The organism is Candidatus Thiodictyon syntrophicum, assembly GCF_002813775.1.
GTDB classification, from domain to species: Bacteria; Pseudomonadota; Gammaproteobacteria; order Chromatiales; family Chromatiaceae; genus Thiodictyon; species Thiodictyon syntrophicum.
In genome coordinates, this window is the sequence record NZ_CP020370.1 from 1,573,160 (window position 1) to 1,594,752 (window position 21,593).

General features: G+C 65.4%; 19 protein-coding genes. 10 read left to right on the forward strand and 9 right to left on the reverse strand.

Annotated elements, in window-relative coordinates; genetic code table 11:
* Positions 1-72: 72 nt before the first annotated feature.
* The 4 genes from THSYN_RS06770 to THSYN_RS06785 all read right to left on the reverse strand — a co-directional run bounded on the left by THSYN_RS06770 (position 73) and on the right by THSYN_RS06785 (position 3,739).
* Positions 73-1,035 carry a hypothetical protein gene (locus tag THSYN_RS06770; RefSeq protein WP_100918459.1) on the reverse strand — a complete coding sequence of 321 codons (963 nt, stop codon included), beginning with the start codon at positions 1,033-1,035 and terminating at the stop codon, positions 73-75.
* Positions 1,036-1,043: 8 nt separating this feature from the next.
* Positions 1,044-1,826 (reverse strand): UTRA domain-containing protein, encoded by a 783-nt coding sequence (locus THSYN_RS06775; protein ID WP_100918460.1) that lies wholly within the window; start codon positions 1,824-1,826, stop codon positions 1,044-1,046.
* A 165-nt stretch (positions 1,827-1,991) separates the two neighbouring features.
* Positions 1,992-2,660 carry an ABC-type transport auxiliary lipoprotein family protein gene (locus THSYN_RS06780; RefSeq protein ID WP_261341377.1) on the reverse strand — a complete coding sequence of 223 codons (669 nt, stop codon included), beginning with the start codon at positions 2,658-2,660 and terminating at the stop codon, positions 1,992-1,994.
* Positions 2,648-3,739 carry an MlaD family protein gene (locus tag THSYN_RS06785; protein ID WP_100918462.1) on the reverse strand — a complete coding sequence of 364 codons (1,092 nt, stop codon included), beginning with the start codon at positions 3,737-3,739 and terminating at the stop codon, positions 2,648-2,650. Before THSYN_RS06785 ends, THSYN_RS06780 begins: the two co-directional genes overlap by 13 nt.
* A 553-nt stretch (positions 3,740-4,292) precedes the next feature.
* Between THSYN_RS06785 and THSYN_RS06790 the strand changes: the two genes are divergently transcribed.
* The 9 genes from THSYN_RS06790 (at position 4,293) to THSYN_RS06830 (ending at position 15,273) form a co-directional block, all read left to right on the forward strand.
* Positions 4,293-4,760: a PqqD family peptide modification chaperone gene (locus tag THSYN_RS06790; protein WP_157817502.1), complete on the forward strand. Its 468-nt coding sequence runs from the start codon at positions 4,293-4,295 to the stop codon at positions 4,758-4,760.
* Positions 4,761-4,879: 119 nt separating this feature from the next.
* The gene (locus THSYN_RS06795) at positions 4,880-5,599 is read left to right on the forward strand and encodes a glycosyltransferase family 2 protein (protein ID WP_100918464.1); all 720 of its coding nucleotides are present in this window, start codon (positions 4,880-4,882) and stop codon (positions 5,597-5,599) included.
* Positions 5,596-6,756 carry a nucleotidyltransferase family protein gene (locus THSYN_RS06800; RefSeq protein WP_157817503.1) on the forward strand — a complete coding sequence of 387 codons (1,161 nt, stop codon included), beginning with the start codon at positions 5,596-5,598 and terminating at the stop codon, positions 6,754-6,756. Before THSYN_RS06795 ends, THSYN_RS06800 begins: the two co-directional genes overlap by 4 nt.
* A gap of 62 nt (positions 6,757-6,818) precedes the next feature.
* On the forward strand, positions 6,819-8,498 hold the full coding sequence (locus tag THSYN_RS06805) for an ABC transporter ATP-binding protein (RefSeq protein WP_172965243.1): 1,680 nt from the start codon (positions 6,819-6,821) through the stop codon (positions 8,496-8,498).
* A gap of 22 nt (positions 8,499-8,520) precedes the next feature.
* Entirely contained in the window at positions 8,521-10,347 is a 1,827-nt protein-coding gene (locus tag THSYN_RS06810) for a glycosyltransferase (protein ID WP_157817504.1), read from the forward strand.
* A gap of 100 nt (positions 10,348-10,447) precedes the next feature.
* Positions 10,448-11,224, forward strand: a complete 777-nt coding sequence (locus THSYN_RS06815) for an NAD-dependent epimerase/dehydratase family protein (RefSeq protein ID WP_100918468.1) — start codon at positions 10,448-10,450, stop codon at positions 11,222-11,224.
* Between the two features lie 129 nt (positions 11,225-11,353).
* Positions 11,354-12,073 carry a glycosyltransferase family 2 protein gene (locus THSYN_RS06820; RefSeq protein ID WP_100918469.1) on the forward strand — a complete coding sequence of 240 codons (720 nt, stop codon included), beginning with the start codon at positions 11,354-11,356 and terminating at the stop codon, positions 12,071-12,073.
* A complete protein-coding gene (locus THSYN_RS06825; RefSeq protein WP_100918470.1) occupies positions 12,073-13,212 on the forward strand; it encodes a glycosyltransferase family 4 protein in 1,140 nt (379 codons plus the stop codon). The genes THSYN_RS06820 and THSYN_RS06825 overlap by 1 nt, the downstream gene beginning before the upstream one ends.
* A gap of 54 nt (positions 13,213-13,266) precedes the next feature.
* Positions 13,267-15,273 (forward strand): acyl CoA:acetate/3-ketoacid CoA transferase, encoded by a 2,007-nt coding sequence (locus THSYN_RS06830; RefSeq protein WP_100918471.1) that lies wholly within the window; start codon positions 13,267-13,269, stop codon positions 15,271-15,273.
* A gap of 56 nt (positions 15,274-15,329) precedes the next feature.
* Here THSYN_RS06830 and THSYN_RS06835 read toward each other — a convergent pair whose 3' ends face one another.
* A complete protein-coding gene (locus tag THSYN_RS06835) occupies positions 15,330-15,758 on the reverse strand; it encodes a phasin family protein (protein WP_100918472.1) in 429 nt (142 codons plus the stop codon).
* 275 nt (positions 15,759-16,033) lie between these two features.
* Between THSYN_RS06835 and THSYN_RS06840 the strand changes: the two genes are divergently transcribed.
* Positions 16,034-17,218: an acetyl-CoA C-acyltransferase family protein gene (locus THSYN_RS06840; RefSeq protein ID WP_100918473.1), complete on the forward strand. Its 1,185-nt coding sequence runs from the start codon at positions 16,034-16,036 to the stop codon at positions 17,216-17,218.
* A 159-nt stretch (positions 17,219-17,377) separates the two neighbouring features.
* Here THSYN_RS06840 and THSYN_RS06845 read toward each other — a convergent pair whose 3' ends face one another.
* The 4 genes from THSYN_RS06845 to THSYN_RS06860 form a co-directional block, all read right to left on the reverse strand.
* Positions 17,378-17,770 (reverse strand): HipA domain-containing protein, encoded by a 393-nt coding sequence (locus THSYN_RS06845; RefSeq protein WP_100918474.1) that lies wholly within the window; start codon positions 17,768-17,770, stop codon positions 17,378-17,380.
* Complete coding sequence (locus tag THSYN_RS06850; RefSeq protein WP_100918475.1) at positions 17,767-19,374, reverse strand: DUF262 domain-containing protein; 1,608 nt, start codon at positions 19,372-19,374, stop codon at positions 17,767-17,769. The genes THSYN_RS06845 and THSYN_RS06850 overlap by 4 nt, the downstream gene beginning before the upstream one ends.
* Positions 19,375-19,980: 606 nt before the next feature.
* A complete protein-coding gene (locus tag THSYN_RS06855) occupies positions 19,981-20,718 on the reverse strand; it encodes an ATP-binding cassette domain-containing protein (RefSeq protein ID WP_100918476.1) in 738 nt (245 codons plus the stop codon).
* Positions 20,719-20,720: 2 nt separating this feature from the next.
* Positions 20,721-21,533 (reverse strand): MlaE family ABC transporter permease, encoded by an 813-nt coding sequence (locus tag THSYN_RS06860; protein ID WP_100918477.1) that lies wholly within the window; start codon positions 21,531-21,533, stop codon positions 20,721-20,723.
* Between the last annotated feature and the right edge of the window lie 60 nt (positions 21,534-21,593).

The following is a 21,593-nucleotide window of genomic DNA, read 5'->3' on the forward strand; positions in this document are numbered from 1 at the left end:
CCGCCGCCATTCCGAACCCGATGGACGGCCTATGCCTCGATCGCCCGCTCGCCTTCCTGGCGGACCGCACCCTTACACGATACTTGCCAGCGAGTCGAAGCCGCTCGTCGTCAACTCAATGACCAGGAGCGCCCGCCCCTTGGGTCGGAAATTCGGTGCCCGCAGCAGCGGTATCCGCTCGCCGTCCACGCCTTCCGGAAGGAAGGTGGGCATGATGGAGCCGGAGTTCTCGACGCAGACCGCGCGTTCGGCGCCTAAGTCACCGGCCCGGCGGCCCACGGCTTCCAGCAGGCCATGGGCGAAGACGCAAACCAGTTCCCCCGCCGCGCCGACGCCGAGGACGGCATGGAGATAATCGGCGCAACGCGGCGGTGTCGGGTCCAGTCCGGCCAGGGCCGCGCGCATGGCGGCGGCGGCCTGCGGTCGGTCGGTGTAGAGGTTGGCCGTGAAGGCGTCGTGCAGCTGCGCCCAAGCGGCGCGGGTGGCGTCGGTGGCCAGCGGGTGGTTGCCGCGGGGGAGGTCGAAGACGTGTGAGTGGTCGGCGGCCTCGGTGAGGATCGCGTCCAGCAGGGCCGGCGGGTCGAGCCGCTCGTCCAGGACCGGGACCGCGGCGCAGAAGAAATCGGCGGCTGACCAGTCCTCTTGGGAGTCGCCGAGTGCCTGGCCCATGACGAGGCGCGCGTCGCGCGCGCCGATCCCGTAATAGGGGCGGCGGCTCTCTTGCGGGTCCTCCCCGGCTACCGCGTGGACGCGACCGTCGAGGATCACCGGGCAGCGGAGGTTGACCAGGCTGTTGCGCATCCCGAACGCCAGCAGGGGCCGATCCCGGGCAATCACTCCTTGGTTCACGAGGTACTCAAGGTGCTCGTCCAGGCTGAACTTGGCCTCCGTGGCGGCGGGGCCCTGCCTCAGGAGGTCCTTCTCGTCCAGGCGTGCCCCGCTCGCCAGGGCGGGGATGCAGAGCAGCGCCCGCCGGTAATCCCGGACCACCAGCTCGACCCGGGCGCCGAATGAGAAGCTGGGCGGGTTGGGCATGATTGGGTTCAGCCCTCGGGGGCGCGGTTGTGGATTGAATACTGCCAGTGATCGAAATAGGTCGCCTGCATGTATTCGAGGACGAAGCGGTCTTCCGAGCCCTCGCCGCTGGCGGCGTGGGTGGCGAAGAAGGACTGCTCGGCGTGCAGCACGGGTTGCAGGTGGACGTCACGCTTCAGATGGAGCAGGAGGTTGTCCTCGTAGCGGCTGGTGAAGCGTGAATGCAGCACTGTATCCCGCGACAGCAGGCGATAGCCGGCGCTGCGATACATATCGAGAACGGATTGTGTCTCAAAGTCATAGCCCTCGATGAATCCCGGCGCGAAGCGCGCGGGGTCGAGGTAGACGCGGTGAAAGACCTTGGGCTTGCCGTTCCAGTGGCGGACGCGGGCGATGACGTGGAAGGGTTGGTCGGGCGCGAGCCCCAGGGCCTCCTGGGCGCGGCACTCGGTGGTGTGCAGGGGGTGTTCGTCGTCGAACGGCAGTCGCGTCGCGGGCTGCTCCAGGAGCGCGGTGACCAGGCGCTCGTGGTGCTGCGCGGCGGTGGTGGAAAAGGAGAAGCGCGGGGAGGCAGCAGTGACAGACGGCAGTGCGACCTCGAAGCCCCCGTCCGGCGTCCCCACGAACTTGGCCTTGGCCACGGCCGCGGCGAGTGCCGTCGCGATCTTCTGCGGTTCGTACTCGAGCCGGGCCGCCAGGTCGGCCAGGGGCGGCAGCCGGGTGCCGGGGGCCAGCTTGTCCCCAACCACCAACCGGTCCAAGAGCGCTTCGATCGCCACGGTGTCTTTCATATCAACCTGCCAAAGTGGTCTGGAATGACTCGGAAAATCGCCCGCTGGGCGATTTTCCGAGTGGGTAAAGATAACACGATCGCCGGTTGCGGGGTTTGGTGCCTGCCAGGGGGCGTCGTTACGAAGCTATTTGAAGGCTGAAGTCTTGGGCTTTGGGGGTGCTCCTCAGGGGGGCGTCGGGCGGAGGCGCGCCTGGTTGGCCTGGAGGTCGCGCACGGCCTCCCCGACCAGGCGGGCGCTGAGCCGGGTGAAGGCGGCGACCATGGCGTCCGGGGTGCTGCCCGCGAGCGGCTCTTCACCGCTGTAGGTGCGGCTGACCATGGAACCGCGGTCGGCGGAGCGCACCAGTGCCAGGTGCAGGGTGGCGGCCACCCGCGGGGGCTGCTCGGTCGCCAGGTGCTCGAAGCGTTCCAGTTCGCCGCCGAGCAGGAAGTCGGCGCGGGCGCGCTCGGCCGGGACCACCACGAACTGGAACACCCGGGCCGCCCGCAGGGCCGCTACCAGGGCGCGGGCCAGGGCGCTGGTGGGTGGTTCTTCCCACAGCAGGTCGTCATAGCGCTGGGTCACCAGGGGCTCGGCGCGGGTGCGGAACAGGACCTGCCGGGCGCCGAGAAAGCCGCGGGCGGACAGGTCGTTGACCAGCAGGATGGCCGGTACCGGGGTGCCGGCCGGGCCTGCCAGGGGCGCCGGGTCCAGGCGGTAGAAACGTTCGGAGCGCAGCGGTGTCGACGACCCGCAACCCGTAAGCCCGCCCAGGGCCAGCAGCAGGGCGAGGACCGCCGGGACCGGGCCGGCCCCGCGGCGGGCCCACCGCGCGATGGTCATTTGAACCATGGTGCCTGCTCCTCGACCTTGCGGCCCTTGATGATGACCGCCGGGTCGCGGCGCAGGTCGCGGGAGAAGGCGGCGAGGTTGCGGCTGGCGTCCTCGATATTGACGAGGATCGGGGTCAGGGAGGCATTGAGATCCTGCAACAGGCCCTGGGTGTCCTCCAGGGAGCGTTGCAGGGCCGGCTTGTTGTCGCTGACCAGGCCGCGCAGATCGCGGGCCAGGTCGCCGTATTGACGCGCCGTCCCCTTGATCTCTTCGGTGCCGCCGCCGAGCTTGGCGGAGACCTCGGTGAGATTCTTCGACAGGGTCTGGACCGAGTCCAGGATGGCGGCGACCTTCTTGGGGTCGATGGAGGATTCGATGTTGGCGCTGAGCTTTTGCAGGCTCTCGAAGGCCCCCGCCAGGCGGTCGCGGTTGCCCGCCTGGTCGCCGCCGGTCCCGAGCAGGGTCTCGATGGTCTCGATCTGCGCCTTGATGCTCGCCAGGGCCGGGGCGATGGTCTCCTTGACCACACCGTCGAGTGATCGGGTCAGTTCGTTGAGCTTGGCCATCAGGTCCGGCTCCCGTGCCCGGGTCATGATCTCATCCCCATCGCGCAGCGTCGTCGGCCGGTCGCTGGGGCGGATCAGGATGGCCTCGCCCTGGAGCAGGCCCGGTGAGCCGAGTTGCGCCAGGCTGTCGGTGGGCACCGGCCAGTCCCGCTTGATGCGCAGGGTGGCGCGGAAGCAGGGCAGGGCCGGGGAGCGCGGTGCGGCGTCGGCGGCGGGCGCCGGGCAGCGCCCGAGCCGCGCGTCCCGCCCGGGGAAGAGCGGGGTGACCCCCTCGACGAGGCCGATCACCTGGCCCTCCTGGATCACCTGGATGCCGTCGCCGAGCCCCGCGGCGTCCAGAAAATAGGCGTGCAGCCGATAGCTCCCGCCGAACAGTCCGGGCATGAGGAGCGCCAGGGCCGCGATGGCGACCGCCGCCATGGCGAGCACGAAGAGCCCGGAGTAGAACAGGTCGCGGTGGCGCTGCCGCGCCTCCCGCTTGCCGGGGGCGCCGATCTCGGGCGGCGAATAGAGTCGTTCCAGGCGGCTCATCGGGGCGTGTTCATCGGTGATAACAAATCTGGGATCCAGTCGTTAAGTCTCGGTCAACCGAGGATTGAGAGTGGCTCGTCCCGTCGGCCTGACCGGCGGAGCCCCTTTCGCTGACCGATTTCCGCTTTCGGGAGCGGTCCGCCCAGCGAGCGTAGAGTGTAGAGCAGAAACGACGTCGCTTCACGATGCGGCACCGCAAGCCCAGGACAAATCCGGCGCGTTCGGTGCGCCGAAATGCGCCCGCCATGGTCTGCAACCAGTCGGCGCGTGATCGCGCAGAGGCCCTAACCGCTGGCTTCTTACAGTGGGCAACCGCAGTCTTTGTAACCCAATTGTCATGTTTCGTTTAGCCCCAAAGGAAAACCACAAACCTTACCAGAGAACGGCGGCCGGTCCGGCTTCTTTCCAGGTAGGTCGGCGCGCGCTTGACTCCCGGCGGCGGGCGCCCGATACTCTACACTCCAGAAGTAAAGCGCTGCAATTGCTGTTATCCCCCGGTGATACACCCGCCGCGCGTCGAGACCATTGCGGCATCCCGAAGGTTTATACGAAAATGAAGCAGAATCGTGCGTTTCGAGTTAACCAGCCTTCTGTCGCCAGCGAGTTGATCGATGGCGAAGCGGTGATCATGAATCTCGATTCTGGTAACTATTACAGTACGCGCCAGATCGGTGGGCAGCTCTGGAGTTGGATCGAGGAGGGTGTTAGCCAGGGCGAACTCGTATCTCGCTTGATGGTTGACTATGCCGGTGAGGCCGGCCTTATAGCCAGCGCCGTCGAGACATTTATCGGCGCTTTACTCGCACACGAATTGATCGTCGAAGCATCTCCATCAGCAGCCCGGATTCAATCGCCGCCAGCCGCAGCAGCGGCGCCGTCGGCATTGGAACGGCCGCCCTTCACGCCGCCGGTGCTCGAGGTGTTTGCCGACATGCGCGATCTCTTGCTACTGGATCCCATCCATGATGTGGCGGAAGTCGGCTGGCCGACGGCCAAGCCCAGCCGTCCGGCGGTGAATTGAACCCGGCAACATCCGTGTTGCCGCAAGCCTTCGCGGCAACGCTTACCGAGTCGGCAGGTGCCGGCCTGACGAGCTGGCCGCGTCTTGGCGACTACAACCACACACCGGGCCGCACCTAGATGAAAGACCTTGGGGCCCAGATCAGTGCGATAGTGCCTTGCTATAACACGGCGACCTACCTTGCGCAGGCATTGGACAGCATCTTTGCTCAGATACCGGCGCCATGTGAGGTGATCGTCATCGACGATGGCTCAACCGATGCGAGCGCAGCCATCGCTACCGGTTACGGTGACCCGCGGGTGCGCTGTTATCACCAAAGCAATCAAGGCATCTCTGCCGCACGCAACCGCGGCCTGAGCCTTGCCAGCGGCGCAGTGATTGCGTTCCTGGATGCCGATGACCTGTGGCCGCAGGACAGTTTGGGCGCCAGGCTGCGACGCTTGGAGGCCACTCCGGACCTCGATGGTGTGTTCGGGCGGGTCGCTTGCTTCATCAGCCCGGAACTGCCGGAGCAGATACGCAACAGTTGGTTTTGTCCGCCGGGGTCGCAGCCTGGGCGCATGGCGGGCTCGCTGCTCTTGCGGCGGCGTGCCTTTGAATGCGGCGGCACCTTCGATGTGGGATTGCAGGTCGGAGAAGTTATCGATTGGTGCGCGCGCGCGCAGGAACGGGGGATGCGCTTGGCGCAAGTGGACGCGGTGGTATTACATCGCCGTATTCACGGTGCCAACACCACGTTACGAACCCAACGTCTGCAGGCCGACTACCTGCGCGTGCTCCGGGCCACCTTGGAACGTCGTCGCACTGCCGCCGATGGAGTGGAGCCGACGGTGCGATGAATGACTACCTGGCCCACCCGGATCGACTGTGGCCGTCCAACGAGCAACGCCTGCTGTTGCGTGCCGCTTTACTCGATGGGGAAGAAGCCGTTGCCGCATTTCAACTCTGGCATCACGGCATCGACCTGGAGGCGGAGTTCGGACGCTCGGCGATGCGGCTGTTGCCCTTGGTGTGCGCCAATTTGCTCCGGCTGGGGGTAAATGATCCACTGCTGGGGCGCCTCAAGGGTGTTTACCGCTTGACCTGGTGCGAAAATCAGCGTCTGTTTCATAAGATGCAACCGGTGCTTGCCTATTTACGCCGGGGCGGAGTGGATCTGCTGCTGCTCAAGGGTGCGCCCCTAGTAGTCAGCTATTACCGCAGCCATGCCTTGCGGCCGATGACCGATGTCGATCTGGCGGTCCGTCCGGAGCAGTTGGGCCGCGCGCTTGGTCTGCTGGCAGAATTAGGATGGCATGGCATCAAGTCCGCGCCGACGCCGGACGACTTGCGGTACGGCCACGCGCTGCTGTGTACGGACGGCTTCGGCGGTGAGTTGGATCTTCATTACCATTTTCTTCGCGACTGCTTGACTGCCGCGGCCGACCGTTGGTTTTGGTCGGCCGCGGAACCAGTGGACTTCCTCGGCGTTGACGCGCTGCAACTGGAACCGACCGCCCTGCTGTTCCACACCATTCTGCACGGGGTGCGTTGGAATGAAGAGACGCCGATCCGCTGGATTCCCGATGCCCTGTCTGTCATTCGCGAACGCGGTGATGTAATCGACTGGGAGCGGCTGATCGATTTTGCCGCTGCGCAAGAACTGACTCACCGCCTGGCGTTGGGGCTGACTTATTTGGGGCGAAACTTTGGGCTCAACCTTCCCGCCCCGGTGTGGTCGCGCTTGCAGCGGTGCCGGTCCGGCCTCCGCGAACGCATCGTTAACACCGCCGTGCTGGGCAATTACTCGCGTTGGTATCGTCATCCGCTCACCAAACAATGGATGATCTTCGCTGATTATTGTGGTGGTACCAAGGCCTGCGGCCCGCTCGATTTCACCGTTGGCTTCTCCCATTACCTGCGGTATCGCTGGCAATTGCGGGGACGCAGTGAGATCCTCCCGGCTGTCTGGCGTGGGCTGCGGCGGCGCTTGAGCGGCACCGGGCGTACCTCCTGATGCTCGGTGTTTTGGCCCGCCTGTTGACCTGGCTTCCCATCCGACCAGCGGCAGAGAACAAGGTGGCTTTGGTCGATCGGGATGCCATGCGTCTGTTCGCACACTATTACCGATTTGCCGGGCGGCGTTTGGCGGCCTATGCCCTGGCGGCTTCGGCGCAGTCCCTCCTGGTCCTCCCGATTTTATTCTTGATCCGGCGTGCCTTTGATCAGGCGATTCCCCATGGGGACGTCGCGGCCTTGATCAGGATCGGCCTTGCGATCATTCTGGTACGGGTGCTCTATAGTCTGACCGGCTTGGGCCTCCGGGCTTACATTCTCGACCTGATCAAGCAGGCGGTCGCGCACTTGCGCCGTGATCTGCTGGATCGCCTCTATGCACTGGAGCGGGACTATTTCGGCCATGCCGATCTCGATAAGATGCACGCCCGCATCGTCCTGGACAGCGAACGTTTCGACAACCTCAGCAATCGTCTCTTGTCCAGCATGTTGCCGGCCTTGTTCGGAACTGTGGCCTTGTTCCTGGTGTTGGTAGCACTGAACTGGCGGCTGGTCGCCTTGACCGCCGTGGTGCTCCCGCCCCTGGCCGTTATCGCGCGTCTGGCCGGCAGCTGGGTCAAGCGTGATGTTTACGCCTTTCAGCGCGCCTTCGAGCAGTTCAGCAAGGCGGTGCTGTTCGCCTTGCGACAGATGGACCTGACGCGGCTCAAGGCCTGCGAAGCGATGGAACTCGGGCGTCAGTACCGCGCTGCCGAGACCGTCAGCACGGACGGACGGCGCATGGCCATGAGCTTTGCCATACACGGCCAACTCCAGCGCAATCTGACCGGCTTGGCCGGGATAATGATCCTGGTAGCGGGCGGGTCGGGCGTAGCGGACGGGACTATGACGCTGGGGGATCTGATGGCCTTCTACGTCGCGGCCGGCCTGCTCAACGGACAATTGGATTCACTGATTGGAGGGATGCCCGATCTCATCGCCGGGAGCGAATCGCTGGTGACACTGCGCGGAGTGCTGCGCGACGGACAAGTCGAACCGTATCGAGGCCAGCGGAGGGTGGTTTTCGATGGTGGTCTGATATTGTCGAAGGTCACCTTCGCCTACGGCGCGCACATCATTCTGCGGGACATCGAGTTGCATATCGACCCCGGCTCCAGCAGCGCGATCATCGGACCAAACGGTGCCGGCAAGAGCACCCTGCTCAACCTTTTGGTTGGTTTTAGCAAGCCCCAACTGGGCTGGCTGAGTGCGAGCGGTGTGGTCTATGAGGAACTCGACATGCGGGCCCTGCGCGCGCAAATCGGCGTCGTGATGCAGCATCCGGGTTTCTTTGCCGGGTCGGTCTTGGAGAACATCCGTTACGGTCGCCCTGAGGCAACTCTCGACGCCGTGCGTGACGCTGCCCGGCTGGCGTTGGCGGACGAGATCATCGTCAATCTGCCGGCCGGCTACGATACCGAAATAGGTGAGGGCGGGGTCTTGTTGTCAGGAGGTGAACGCCAGCGTCTTGCCCTTGCGCGTGCGCTTCTGGGCGAGCCCAGGCTGCTGATCCTGGACGAACCAACCAATCATCTGGATAGCGACGCGATCGACCGACTGATGCGTGGATTGTTGCTCGCTCGTGCGCGCCCGGCCATCCTGACCATCAGCCATGACCCGAGCGTCATTGCCTATGCCGAGACCGTCTATCGGCTGGACGGCGGCCGACTCGCGCGGGTCGCCCCCTCTGCCGCGGGATCATGAACCGAGTGTGGAGCCAATCATCGTGAATCGCCCCCAGAGCACCGACATTCCGTCCCAACCGGAGGCCGTTCAACTGGCGTTCTTTGACACAGTCCTGGGTTCCGCAGTGCGGGCGGAAGGCTGCGCCGGCGCTATCGAGCGACATCTCGATCTTGCTGGCACGCTGATACGTGTGGTGTACGCCGGCGAGGGGCTGTGTTCCGCTTTCAGTCCGGCGCTTGCTCATCTTGAAGTCGACCCGGTGCGTTCGCCGGATGTCAGTTTCCATGTCTGGGACAGTGCGTTGGCCGGCGTTGCCATGCCGCTGCCGCCTTTTCCGCGCCATTGCCTTACTGACCGGGGTGACATCTGGGGGATGAACAGCCGCCGCATCCGGAGCGCGTTCCACTGGAGCGAATCCTCGGTCAATCTGATGGATCTGGAGCGCGGGATCGGCATCTACTGGGTACAAGACCAGAAGTTGCTGCCTTATTGGTGCCATGCCTCGCCCTTGCGCACGTTGTTCCATTGGTGGATGACGCATAACGGGCTACAACTGCTGCACGCCGCCGCCGTGGGTGATGAGCATGGTGCCTTGCTCGTCACCGGCAAGGGCGGGGTGGGGAAATCCACGACGGCCCTGGCGTGCCTGACCGGCGGGATGCGCTATCTGGCCGATGATTACCTGGTAGTTGGGTTCGACCCGGAGCCGCGCGTCTATAGTCTGTATGCCACGGCGAAAATGGAGCCAAGCCAACTGGAGCGGTTCCCCGAGTTTGAACCGTTGCTGACCAACCGGCCCTATCTTGACGCTGAAAAAGCCGTGGTACAGTTGTGGCCTGCGTATCGTGACCGCCTGGTTCGCTCTATGCCCCTCAAGGCGTTAGCTACGCCACGCTTCGCCGGGGAGGGCAATACCTCGTTCGGCCGGGTATCGACTATCGTCCTGCAACGGGCCGCCGCGTTCACCACGCTGTCGCAACTGCCACATTCTGGACATTGTAATTACGTCTTTATCGCGCGGTTGGCAAGCCGGTTGCCCGGTCTGGAGATTGCTTTGGGTTGGGACCTCGCCACCATACCCGCGGCCATACGCGACCTGCTGCGGCTTCCGTCAGAGGACCTCGCGGCCTTGGCCTTACCGAGCGCCCCGCCGCAGGATCAAGCTTCGCGTCCGCTGATTAGCGTGGTCATCCCGATCTATAATGGCGCGGCGTTTCTCCGTGAGGCGGTCGCCAACGTGCTGGCGCAGAACTATCCAGCCGTGGAAATCATCGTGGTGGACGATGGCTCCACGGATGCCATTGATGAGGCCGTGGCGCAACTGCCGGTGGACGTCCGCTTCTTCCGTCAAGCCAACTCAGGGGCCGCCGCGGCGCGCAACCGCGGTATTAAGGATACGTCGGGAGAGTTCATCGCCTTCCTGGATGTCGATGACCTCTGGCCGGACGGCAATCTGGTCCTGCTTACGGACCTGCTTGGCGGTCGCCCGGACCTGGATTTCATCCACGGCTATGCACAGCTGATGGTCTATAATGACGCGACCTGCGCTTTCGAGTACGTCGGTAATCCGCGGGAGTCTTTCCCCTACTATATCGGCGCTGGCTTGTACCGGCGCCGGGCGTTTGAGGCGATCGGTTTATTCGATACGGAATTGCGTTTCGCGGAGGATACTGACTGGTTTAACCGCGCCGCCGAGCAGCAACTCCCCAGCGAGCGTTTGGACATGGTGACGCTGCATGTGCGCCGCCATGATGCTAATATGACGGCGGGTAAGTCGATGGTGGAACTCAACGCCCTGCGGGTGTTCAAAAAGGCGCTGGATCGGCGCCGCGCCGCGGCGTATCCGGATCAGTCCGAGGGGCGCTGAGGTCGTGGTACTAAGAGAGATTCTGGGGAGGCTCGGGGTCCGTCAGTGGTATGACTCTCGACGCGCGATACCTGGCGTCGTCCGGCCCCGCACCATCCTGATGACCGGGGCGGCCGGCAGGATCGCAAGTCAAATCCGCCCCTTATTGGCACGAGCCTATCCGCGGGTTCGCCTGACGGATTGCCAGGCAATCACGGAGTTGGCAAAAAACGAGGAATTCCAACCGGCCGACCTGACCGATCGGGATTCGATCGAACGGGTGGTCGCAGGCGTGGAAGGAATCATCCATCTCGGCGGAATCGCCGGCGAAGCGGCATTCGACCAACTGCTTGCCGTCAATGTGTCCGGTACCATCAATTTGTTCGAGTCGGCGCGCCGACACGGGGTGTCGCGAATCGTCTTCGCCAGTACCTTGCATGTCCTTGGTTTCTATGATAGGACGCAGATCATCTCACCGGACAGCGCGCCTCGGCCCGATAGCCGCTACGCCGTCAGTAAGCTGTTTGGCGAGAATTTGGGTCGGCTCTATGCTGATAAATATGGGATGCGGGTCTGTTGCCTGCGTATCGGCCATGCCGTGGCGACTCGCGCCGAGGCCGAGCCCGACATCTGGATCGGACCCCTGGATTTGGTTGCGTTGATCCGGATCGGTCTGGAACATCCGGATTTACGGTTTGAAGTGCTTCACGCCGTTGCCCAGTACACCGGCTCTGATATTGGTCAGGATCGTGCCAGGCGCATTTACGGTTGGGTGTGTCGTGAAGCGGGTGGGGATTATGGCGCCGCGCAGTCGGAAGTCACCCGGTGGTTTCCTGGAGACGCGATAGCACGGCGTGTGCGCGGTGGGGTCTTTGCCAGCACCGATGCCCTTCGCTGAATCAGTCGTAGGGGGCTGCATCAGACGCGCCGGGTGCAGCCTACCGGGAGACGGGTTGCGGTGGAGTCGGCGCGACGCGCTCGGCAGATACTCAACCCAGATGAAAAGTGTTTTATTTGAGGTGAAGTCATGAAGAGGGTCGGGCTCGTCAGTATCATTATTCCCGTCTTCAACGGTGAAGAATTTCTCGCTGCCGCGCTCGCCAGCATCCGCGAACAGGATTACGCATCGAGTGAAATCATCGTGGTGGATGATGGCTCGACGGACGGCACGGGGAAACTTGTTCGCGGCCTGGGTACTGACATCTGCTACCTTTACCAGGGCAATGCTGGCCCGGCGGCGGCCCGTAACCGTGGTTTGGCGGCGGCGCAGGGTGATTTGATCGCTTTTCTGGACGCCGATGACTGGTGGCCCTACGATAGCCTCAGCCGCCGCGTATCCTGCCTAGTCGATGATCCGCAACGCAGTGGTGTCATTGGCTATACGCAATTGATGATTGGTGCCGGGAGCGCTGCCCCGGTGGGAGACTATAGCCCCTGGGGCGCACCCCAGGCGACCCTGAATCTGGGCGGTGTGCTGATTCAGCACAATGCGTTTTCCCGGGTCGGTGGTTTTGACGAGACGCAAGCCTACGCCGAAGATGCCGAGTGGCTGTTGCGCGCCCGTGAGGCGGGCCTGCGCTTCGCTGTTCAGCGCACGGTGACACTGATGGCGCGTCGGCATTCCGGCAACATGACCAATCGGCTGGCGCCCAGTCTGCGCTTTTTGGCCCAGGCTCTGCATCATTCGCTCGCGCGGCGGCGGGCTGCGGCGAATCTGGCGCTGGCTGATTTCGAGGAGTGCCGCTGATGAAGACACTGTGGCTGATCCCGTCCTTTTGGCCGACGCGCGGTGGGATCGAGACTGCCGGTTTACTGCTTGGGAAGGGCTTGCAGGCTAAAGGCCACGAATTGCTGATTGTCACCGATGAGGGAGACCCCGCGGCGGCAGCGGAAGAGACGGTGGCGGGACTGCCCGTCATTCGCCTGCCAGTCTATCGGGCACTGGTCGCGGCCAGCCCGGCCGCGCTCCTGAGGGTCGCGCAGCGCCTGACGGCATTGGCGGCAGCGTTCAGGCCCGATTTGGTTCATTTGCATCTGGTGGGGCCTGCGCCCATGGGTTTGTTCGCCTTGCGGCTGCGCGAAACCTTGGGAGTGCCGCTGCTGTTGACTGTGCATGACGATGTGCAGGGGTTGCGGGCGGGGGCGAGTACCGTCTTGGGGCGCTGCTTTGAGGCAGCCGACTGGGTTACGACCCTGTCGCAGACCTTTATGACGGATGTGTTGGGCTTGGCGCCGCATCTGACGGAGCGCGCTTCGATCATCTATCCGGGGCTGGTGGGCGCGGCGCGGGAGTTGAGGTCGTTGCGGGCGCCAGTACCGGAGTTTCTGTGCCTGGGGCGGGTGTCGCACGAGAAGGGCCTGGACCTGGTCTTGACGGCCTTTGCCAAAGTGGTGCAAACGCACGCTACCACGCGGCTGATCATCGCCGGTGATGGGCCAGCTCGTCACTTGCTGGAGCGTCAGGCGTGGGAGTTGGAGGTGAGCGAGCGGGTGACCTTTACCGGAACGGTAAGCGATGAGGAACGGGCCGAGCTGTTCGGGCGCGCGCTGGCAGTGGTGATGCCCTCGCGTCATCGAGAAGGTTTTGGACTGGTGGCGCTGGAGGCGGCGCAACACGGGCGGGCGGTGATCGCCGCCAGAGCGGGGGCTTTGAGCGAGGCAGTATCATTGCTGGGCAACGGCCTACTCATCGCGCAAGAAGATGCAGGAGCACTTTCCGCCGCCATGACGCAACTACTGTTGCATCCAGACGATGCGCAACGGATGGGGGCGGCGGGGCAGGCACAGGCGGCCCTTCTTTTCAGCCAGGAGGCGTGTGCTGCCAAGTACAGTGCCTTGTATGTCAAACTCAGACAAACACCTGCGATCGATGCCCATTCGGGCTAAGATCGTCCTTGCGACCCTGTTGCGTCCTTCACCGCGGAGACTCTGGTCCACGTCATGAGCAAGCCACACCCGTTACTCGCCTCCCGCACCCTGGACAGCCTGGACAGCCTGGGTAAGGTGGTCACGGCGCGCGACGCGGTGCGCCTGATCGACCGCGGCGACACCCTGGCGACCGGCGGCTTTGTCGGGATCGGCTTTGCCGAAGGCCTGGCCGTGGCCCTGGAGGAGCGCTTTCTGGAGACCGGCGAGCCCCGTGACCTGACCCTGATGTATGCCGCCGGGCAGGGCGACGGCGGTGAGCGGGGCCTGAACCACCTGGCCCACGAGGGGCTGCTGCGGCGCACCATCGGCGGCCACTGGGGCCTGGCCCCCAAGCTCGGTCGGCTTGCGACCGGCAACCGGATCGAGGCGTACAACCTGCCCCAGGGGGTGATCTCGCACTGGTTTCGAGACGTGGCGGCCGGGCGCCCGGGGGTCTTCTCGCGCATCGGGCTCGGTACCTTCGTGGACCCCCGCCACGGGGGCGGCAGGCTCAACGCCCGGACCACCGAGGAGATCGTGGAAGTGGTGACCCTCCAGGGCCAGGAGTATCTGTTCTACCCCAGCCGGCCGGTCGACGTGGCCCTGCTGCGCGGGACGACCGGGGACTCGGACGGCAACATCACGATGGAGAAGGAGGCCCTGTTCCTGGAGGCCCTGGCCATCGCCACCGCCGCCCACAATTCGGGGGGGCTGGTGATCGTGCAGGTGGAGCGCATCGCCGAGCGCGGCACCCTGCCGGCCAAGGCGGTGAAGATCCCCGGCGTGCTGGTGGACTGCGTGGTGGTTGCCGAGGCCCCGGAGCACCACTGGCAGACCTTCGCCACGCCCTACGATGCGGCCTTCAGCAGCGAGATGCGCGCGCCGATGCGCTCGGTCGCCCCCATGCCGCTCGACCCGCGCAAGATCATCGCGCGCCGCGCGGCCTGTGAGCTCAAGCCCAACAGCGTGGTGAATCTGGGGATCGGGATGCCGGAGGGGGTGGCCAACGTGGCCCATGAGGAGCGCATCCTGGAACTCCTGACGCTGACCACCGAGCCCGGGACCATCGGCGGACTGCCCGCCGGGGGGCTCAATTTCGGTGCCGCCCGCAACGCCCAGGCGATCATCGACCAGCCGGCCCAGTTCGATTTCTACGATGGCGGGGGCCTGGACCTGGCCTGCCTGGGGATGGCCCAGACGGACCGCGAGGGCAACGTCAATGTCAGCAAGTTCGGCAGCAAGCTGGCCGGGGCCGGGGGCTTCATCAATATCAGTCAGAGTGCCAAGACCCTGGTCTTCGTCGGTACCTTCACCGCCGGCAAGTGTCGGCTCGCGGTGGCGGACGGGCGCCTGGAGATCCATGAGGACGGGCCCGCGGCCAAGTTCGTGGAGGCGGTCGAACATCGGACCTACAGCGGCCGCTATGCCGTCGCCAAGGGTCAGCCGGTGCTCTATGTGACCGAGCGCTGTGTCTTTCGCCTGCGCCCGGACGGCCTGGAACTGATCGAGATCGCCCCCGGGGTGGACTTGGAGCGCGACATCCTGGCGCGCATGGCCTTCCGGCCGATCATGGACCGGCCCCCGCGCCTGATGGACGCGCGTATCTTCCGCCACCCCTCAATGGGACTGCGGGCGGATCTCTTGGAGATCCCGTTGGACGAACGCCTGACTTACGACCCGCGCTCGCAACGGTTCTTCGTCAACTTCGAGCGCCTGACCATCAAGACCGAGGAGGATATCGCCGCGGTGCGGGCGGCGGTCAGCGCCAAGCTTGGACCCCTGGGCCGCAAGGTGGACGTGATCCTCAATTATGACCACTTCAGCATTCGCCCGGACCTGGAGGAGGCCTACATCGCCATGGTGAAGGACCTGGCCGGGCGCTACTATGCGGGGGTAACCCGCTACACCACCAGCACCTTCCTACGCATGAAGCTCGGCCGCGCCCTGGCGGCACGACCCTTGGCCCCCCACATCTACGAAAGCGAGGAGGAGGCGCGCGCACCGCTGCACGAGGACGGGGCCGCAAATCCTCTCACGTGAGAGAATCTCTTGATCTTCGGGTGCCGGGCGGGTCGGGAAACCCGCCCGGCAAGGCCTCAGGTCTTGGTGACCTTTTTCACCATATCCTGGATCTCGGCGAGCCCCTCGTTCATCCGCGACTGGATGATTTCCAGCGAGTCGGTGTTGGATTTGGTCATGACCTCGGCCAGTTCCTTCACGTTGGCGAAGGCCTTCTCGAACGCCTGCTTGGCGAGATCCGCCTGCTTTTCAGTCAGTTCCTTGGGGTCCTTGACGGAGGACAGCTCGGAGGTCGCCACGCGCATCTGCTCCAAGGCGTCCTTGACGATCTCGGTCTGGCGCTTGATCAGGGCCTGAGCGCCATCGCTGGCCGCCTTGGTGGCCGCGGTGACCGCCTCGATGTTCTTGCGGTAGGCCGCCATCATCGCGTCCATGTCCAGGCCCGGGATCTGCATCTGCTTGAACATGGACTCGAAATCGGTAAAGGGGTTCTTGGTTTCGCTCATTTTCAGGTTCTCCTCTGGTCGTTTGACGGGCCGCGTACAATGGCGGCGAACCCGCACTTTATGTGAGCGGCGGGATCAGGGTCAAATCGGAATCGCCGGACGGCCGTCCCGGGACCCGCCCGTCACCCGTCCAGGGGGCGGGGGACGCCGCGGCGCTTGGCGGTTTCGGCCGCAGGCTTTACGATCGCCACCCCAGACAACAAACCCGGTCCCCCCGACCCGGGGCGGACTCACCACCACCACCAGTATCCAACACGAAACGAGGAGATATCCGCATGAGTAGAGATGTTGTCGTTCTGAGCGCCGTGCGCTCGCCCATTGGCGCCTTCGGTGGTTCCCTGGCCGATTTCGAGGCCAGCGAACTGGCCGGCATCGTGATGAAGGAGGCGGTCGCCCGCTCCGGGGTCGACCCCAAGCTGATCAGCTACGTGACCGTCGGCAATATCATCCCGACCGATTCGCGCTACGCCTATGTCTCGCGCGTGTCGGCCATCCAGGCCGGGCTGCCGATCGAGTCGGTCGCGATGGGCGTGTCGCGCCTGTGCGGCTCCGGCCTTCAGGGGATCGTGACCACCGCGCAGAACATCATGCTGGGCGATGCCGACTACGGCATCGGCGGCGGCGTGGAGGTCATGTCGAAGGGCACCTATATGCTCGGCGCCCTGCGCTCCGGCGCGCGCATGGGCGACACCGCGGCCGTCGATGCGATGGTCGCGGTTCTGACCGACCCCTTCGGCGTCGGCCACATGGGCATCACCGCCGAGAACCTCGCCATCAAATACGGCATCACCCGGGAGGCGCAGGACGCCTTCGCCGTGGAGTCGCAGCGCCGTGCCGCCGCCGCCATCGCCGGTGGTCATTTCAAGTCGCAGATCATGCCGATCGTCAAGCAGACCCGTAAGGGCGAGGTGGTGTTCGACACCGACGAGCATCCGCGGGCCGGCGTCACGCTGGAGGCCCTGGCCAAGATGAAGCCGGCCTTCAAGAAGGACGGCACCGTCACCGCCGGCAATGCCTCCGGCATCAACGACGGCGCCGCCTTCTTCGTCCTGGCCGCCGCCGATGTCGCCGCCAAGGCCGGCTACAAGCCCATGGCCCGGCTGGTCTCCTATGCCGTGGCCGGTGTACCGCATGAGACCATGGGCGAGGGTCCGATCCCGTCGACCCGCCTGGCCCTGAAGAAGGCCGGCCTGACGCTGGGTCAGATGGACGTCATCGAGTCCAACGAGGCCTTCGCCGCCCAGGCCCTCTCCGTCGCCAAGGAACTCGAGCTCGACCCGGCCAAGACCAACCCGAACGGCGGTGCCATCGCCCTGGGCCACCCGGTGAGCTGCACCGGCGCCTTTATCGCCACCAAGGCCATCTACGAGTTGCATCGCACCGGCGGCAAGTACGCCCTGGTGACCATGTGCATCGGCGGCGGTCAGGGTATCGCGGCGATCTTTGAGCGGATGGGCTGATTGTAGCCCCGCCGCGACCGGGGCCGGACGGGGCATTCGCCCCGTCCGATGCGTTTATTTCGGACTCGCAGGTCCACGGCAGGGATCAGTGACGGAATAAAGGTTCGGGACGGGGCGAATGCCCCGTCCCGCCCGGGGGGGACGACCGTGATGGAGGGATCAGCGCTTCATGAGTAGTTGCGCGGCGCGTTCTCTGATCATCCGCTCGATGGGGCGGCAGAGTTCGGGCCGGTCCGCGAGGAGCGCTTGCGCGATCGGCCACTCGGCAAGGACGCGATTCACCAGGGTGCGTGCGACGTCGGCGAGTTCGGCCTTGGCGCCCAGCCTGCGGTCGAGTGCGGCGAAGGTCCCGAGCCGAACGTCCTCGAACCGGTGCGAGCGTCCAAACCGCAGCCCCATATCCTCAGGGCCCTGTCCATCAGGGCGGTAGACGAAGGTGGCTACCAGGTCGTAGGCCGGCGCAAGGGTTGGGGTGCGCGGATCACGGTAGATCAGTGACCAGTGCCGCACATCCGGTACCTCGATGCCGACCGCCCCCGCAAGCACCATCATCGCTTGCTCATTGTGCGGACGATCTCCATCAGGCGTTGTTGCCGGGTGTTGAGGAAGGCGGTCTTGTCACCCTGGGCAAGGTTAGATACCAAGGCGTCGTCCAGGGCATGAGAGGCCAGGAATTCGGCCGCATTGTTTTCTCGCTCCAACGGCGGGGAGACCAGCAGGTCGGCCGGCGTCCCCGGCAGTTCTTGATCGAGGACCAAGATGCGATTCGCTGCCCAGGCGAGTTGGTCGTTTGGTGCGCGGTTCAGGATGCGCCGCGCGATGCCGGCGGGCGTCCCTTCGGGTCGCATGGATTCGGCAAGGTCGCTGCGATCGTAGGGCCGACCGGACAACAGGGAGCGGGGCCGCAGCGCCCACAGGGCGGATAGAACGATCCGGCTCGCAGCCGCACTAGTGCGAAATCCCGTAAGCGGTGGAAGCCGAAGCGTTGAGTCGAAAGGAGAGGCCAGGAGTCGCTGGACAGACCCGCTTTCGTCGTCCCTGCTGATGCGTGTCGCAAGGGTCCGCATGGCGTTGGTCCAACTTGAAGTGAATGGACCCGGACCAACCATGGCCGCACGCCAGAACCAGCGGCGCAGGAGAATGCGATTGCGTGGCTCGGGCTCCGGGAAGTGGGCAAAGAAGCGAGTCAGCACCACCAGGAGATAGCGATAGGGCAGGAAAGCGAAGTGCGGGACGCCCGCGTCCTCCTGCAGGAAGGCCACCGCTCGCGAGAGGGCTATTGCCCCTTCCCAATAGGTTGTTTCAGCCTGTTCCCGGCCGAAATCGCGTGCCGCCTGGGTACTTTCCAAGAATTCGACCCGGATATCGCGGGTCACATCGCCGCCACGTCTGGCGAGCACGGATCGCAACACCGTGTCATCGTCCACGAGCCCAAAACCACGCTCGGCGTCAATCGATTCGGCGATCTGCTGAAAGCGCGATGTAGGCTCCAGGCCGCTTCCCTGCGCGGGATGCAGGGCCGCGAATACCTCAGCGCGGCTCAGGCGCTTGCCGTAGTTGTTCATGCGATCGAAGATATCGCGCAGGACCGATTCCTCCTCCTGACTCACCAGGTAGGCCGGAACCTGGTACTCACGGATCGCCCGCGTGACCCGTGATGCCTCGTCCAAACGCTCACCGGCCTCCGGATGCTCCTTGGTGAACCAGCGAATCAGCCGCTGGAGGTCGAAGAGGACAGGCAGGGGGATGATGTGCCCGAGGTCCTCTCGGCTCGGATGGCAGAAGGTCTGCTGCTCCAAGTCATAGGCGAGGGCGAATCGATCATCGCGCGAGCCTTCCTCGGAGAGCGCGTTGGCGAGGCTGGTCAAACGCTGCTGGCCATCGACGACCCACCAGCCGTCGTCGAACTGCCGCGCGGGGATGCGCAGCCCGCCCAGGCGAATAGCCGCCTCCGGCGCCGGCCGAATCCACAACAGCACGCTGCCGATGGGATAACCCTTGACGATGCTGTCGAACAATCGGCGCACATCTTCCCACTGCCACCGCAGCGGTCTTTGAAACTCGGGGATGCGGATACGTCCTTTGAGTGTCTCCCCGACCAGATCGACGACGCTGAGGGTCTTGGCGACCGGCTGCGAGATGGACGTGCTTGCCATGGTTGCTGCTCATTCCCATCTGAATCGGCCTAGCGTAGCACGCGCGGCGTTCAGATCAGAAGGTTCGGATGGCCTGCATCGTCATCGGCCACCCTACACGCAGCGCAAGCGCTGCCGGCCAGGCAGCGGTGGGGGCGCCCCTTTGGCGCGCCGGGCGGACCGCCGCACGCGGTTGGGCCATTGCGCCAGTGGGCAAGATGTCGGATCGCCCTCGCGGGCATCCGCCGTACGGGCTCGATTGACCAACGCAAACCCGCCGCGGGCCTTGATCATAATTCCGGTCGTAGGGTGGACAGGCGATAGTGCAGTCCACCGAATCCCGCTGGTGGACTGCGCTGCGCTTGTCCACCCTACGCTCGCAATGGCTTCATCAGGTCGAAATCGCCACCGCTGCGCAGACCCCGGATCACGGGCCGGCCCCCGCGCTTGCCGGGTTCGATCGCGATTCTGTCAGACCAGTTCATCGGTTGTTGCCCTCCGGTCCAAACCACCATGATCCCCGGACTATCGGCCGTTTTGCCGGGACTGTCTGCCCAGCCGCGCGGGCTGGCGGGCGATCCTCAAGTGATGGCGGAACCGCTGCGCGTTCCGCCATCCCTTGAGGACCTACGGCCTGCCGGTCAGCACATAGCGCAGATCGAGCCGTTGCGGCAGGGCCGCGGTGAGGGCCGCCGGGGACCCGTCGAAAATGAGCCGCCCGCGCTCCAGCACCGCGACCTGGTCGCAGCCGTCGCCTAAGGCGTCCGCCCGGTTGTCGGTGGCGATCAGGGTCAGGGGGCGATTGCCCCGCTGCGCCCGCAGGACTTCCAGGGTGTCGCGCACGGCGGCCGGGTCCAGCCCGTCGCTGAGTCCGTCCCACACCAGCAGGTCCGGCCGGTGGATCAGGGCCCGGGCCAGTTCGACCTGGCGGCGTTGTCCCAATGAGAGCGAGCGGGGCGGGTGATTCTCCAGCCCGTCCAGGCGCAGCGTGGCGACGACCAGTCGGGCCGCCCGCGCCAGTTGCGCCCGCCCGCCGGGCCGGGCGCGCAGCGGCAGGACCAGGTTCTCGATGACGCTCAGCCCCTCCAGCAGCGCGCCGCCTTGCAGCACGGCACCCAGGCGCCCGCGCAGTGCTGTCAGGGCGCCCCGCGGCAGGCCCTGCAGGTCCTGGCCCAGGACGCGGACCCGGCCGGCGGACGGCGCGTCGAGTCCCAGGACGAGGCGCGCCAACAGGCTCTTGCCGGCCCCGTTGCGGCCGACGAGCAGCAGCCAGGACCCCTGCGGAACCACCAGATCGATGGCCTCCAGGGCGCAACGCCCCCCGACGTGCTGGAAGACCCCGGACAGTTCCAAGGCATTGGTCATGGTCACCGGCCCGTCAGTACAATGACCGCGAGATCCGCGAGCAGGATCGCGGCCACGGCCCCGATCATGGTGCGCGTGGCCGCCGCCCCGACCCCCTGCGGGTCACGCCCGGCGGCGGTGCCGTTGACCGTCGCGATCAGGCCGATCAGGAGCGCGAAGAGCAGCGGCTTGCCGATCGCCTCCAGCAGGTCCGCGGGCGCGATGACACTGGTGAAGGCATCCAGGAACAGGGCCGGCGGCACCGTCGTCTCCAGCGATAGCCACAGGAAGGCGGCGATGAAGGTCATGAGGCCCCCCCATACGGCAAAGGCGAAGCTCATGATCAGCATCGCCAGCAGGGTCGGACCCAGGGTATATGCGATGGGATCGATGCCGATGGCCAGGAGTCCATCCACCTCGCCGCTGACCGACAGGTTCGCCTGCCGTACCGCGAGATCCACCCCGGCGCGCCCGGCCACCAGGATGCCGACCAGGAGCGGCACCAGTTCCATCACCACCGCATAGGTGGTGGACAGCAGCAGCAACTCCGGCACGTCGAAGCGCCGCAGGAAGGAGCCGGCCTGCTGACCCAGGATGGCACCCACCGCCAGCGTGACCAGGGTGATGGCGGGCAGGATCGACAGCCCCGATTGGCGCAGCGCCGCGGCGAAGGCCGGCACGTCGAGCCGCGCCCGGCCGGCCAGGATGCGCAGATACAGCCCCAGCAGGCGCACCAGGGTGAGGGCCGCAAGACCAAGCCCTTCGACGGCGCCGACGAGTCCGGTAAAGGGCCGCCGCGGCGGCGGCGCCACGGCCAGCGGGCGGGGGTCGCTCACTGCAAGGACCGCCGGGCAATCAGTGCCAGGGCCGGACGGCGGGGGAGCAGCGGCAGCCCG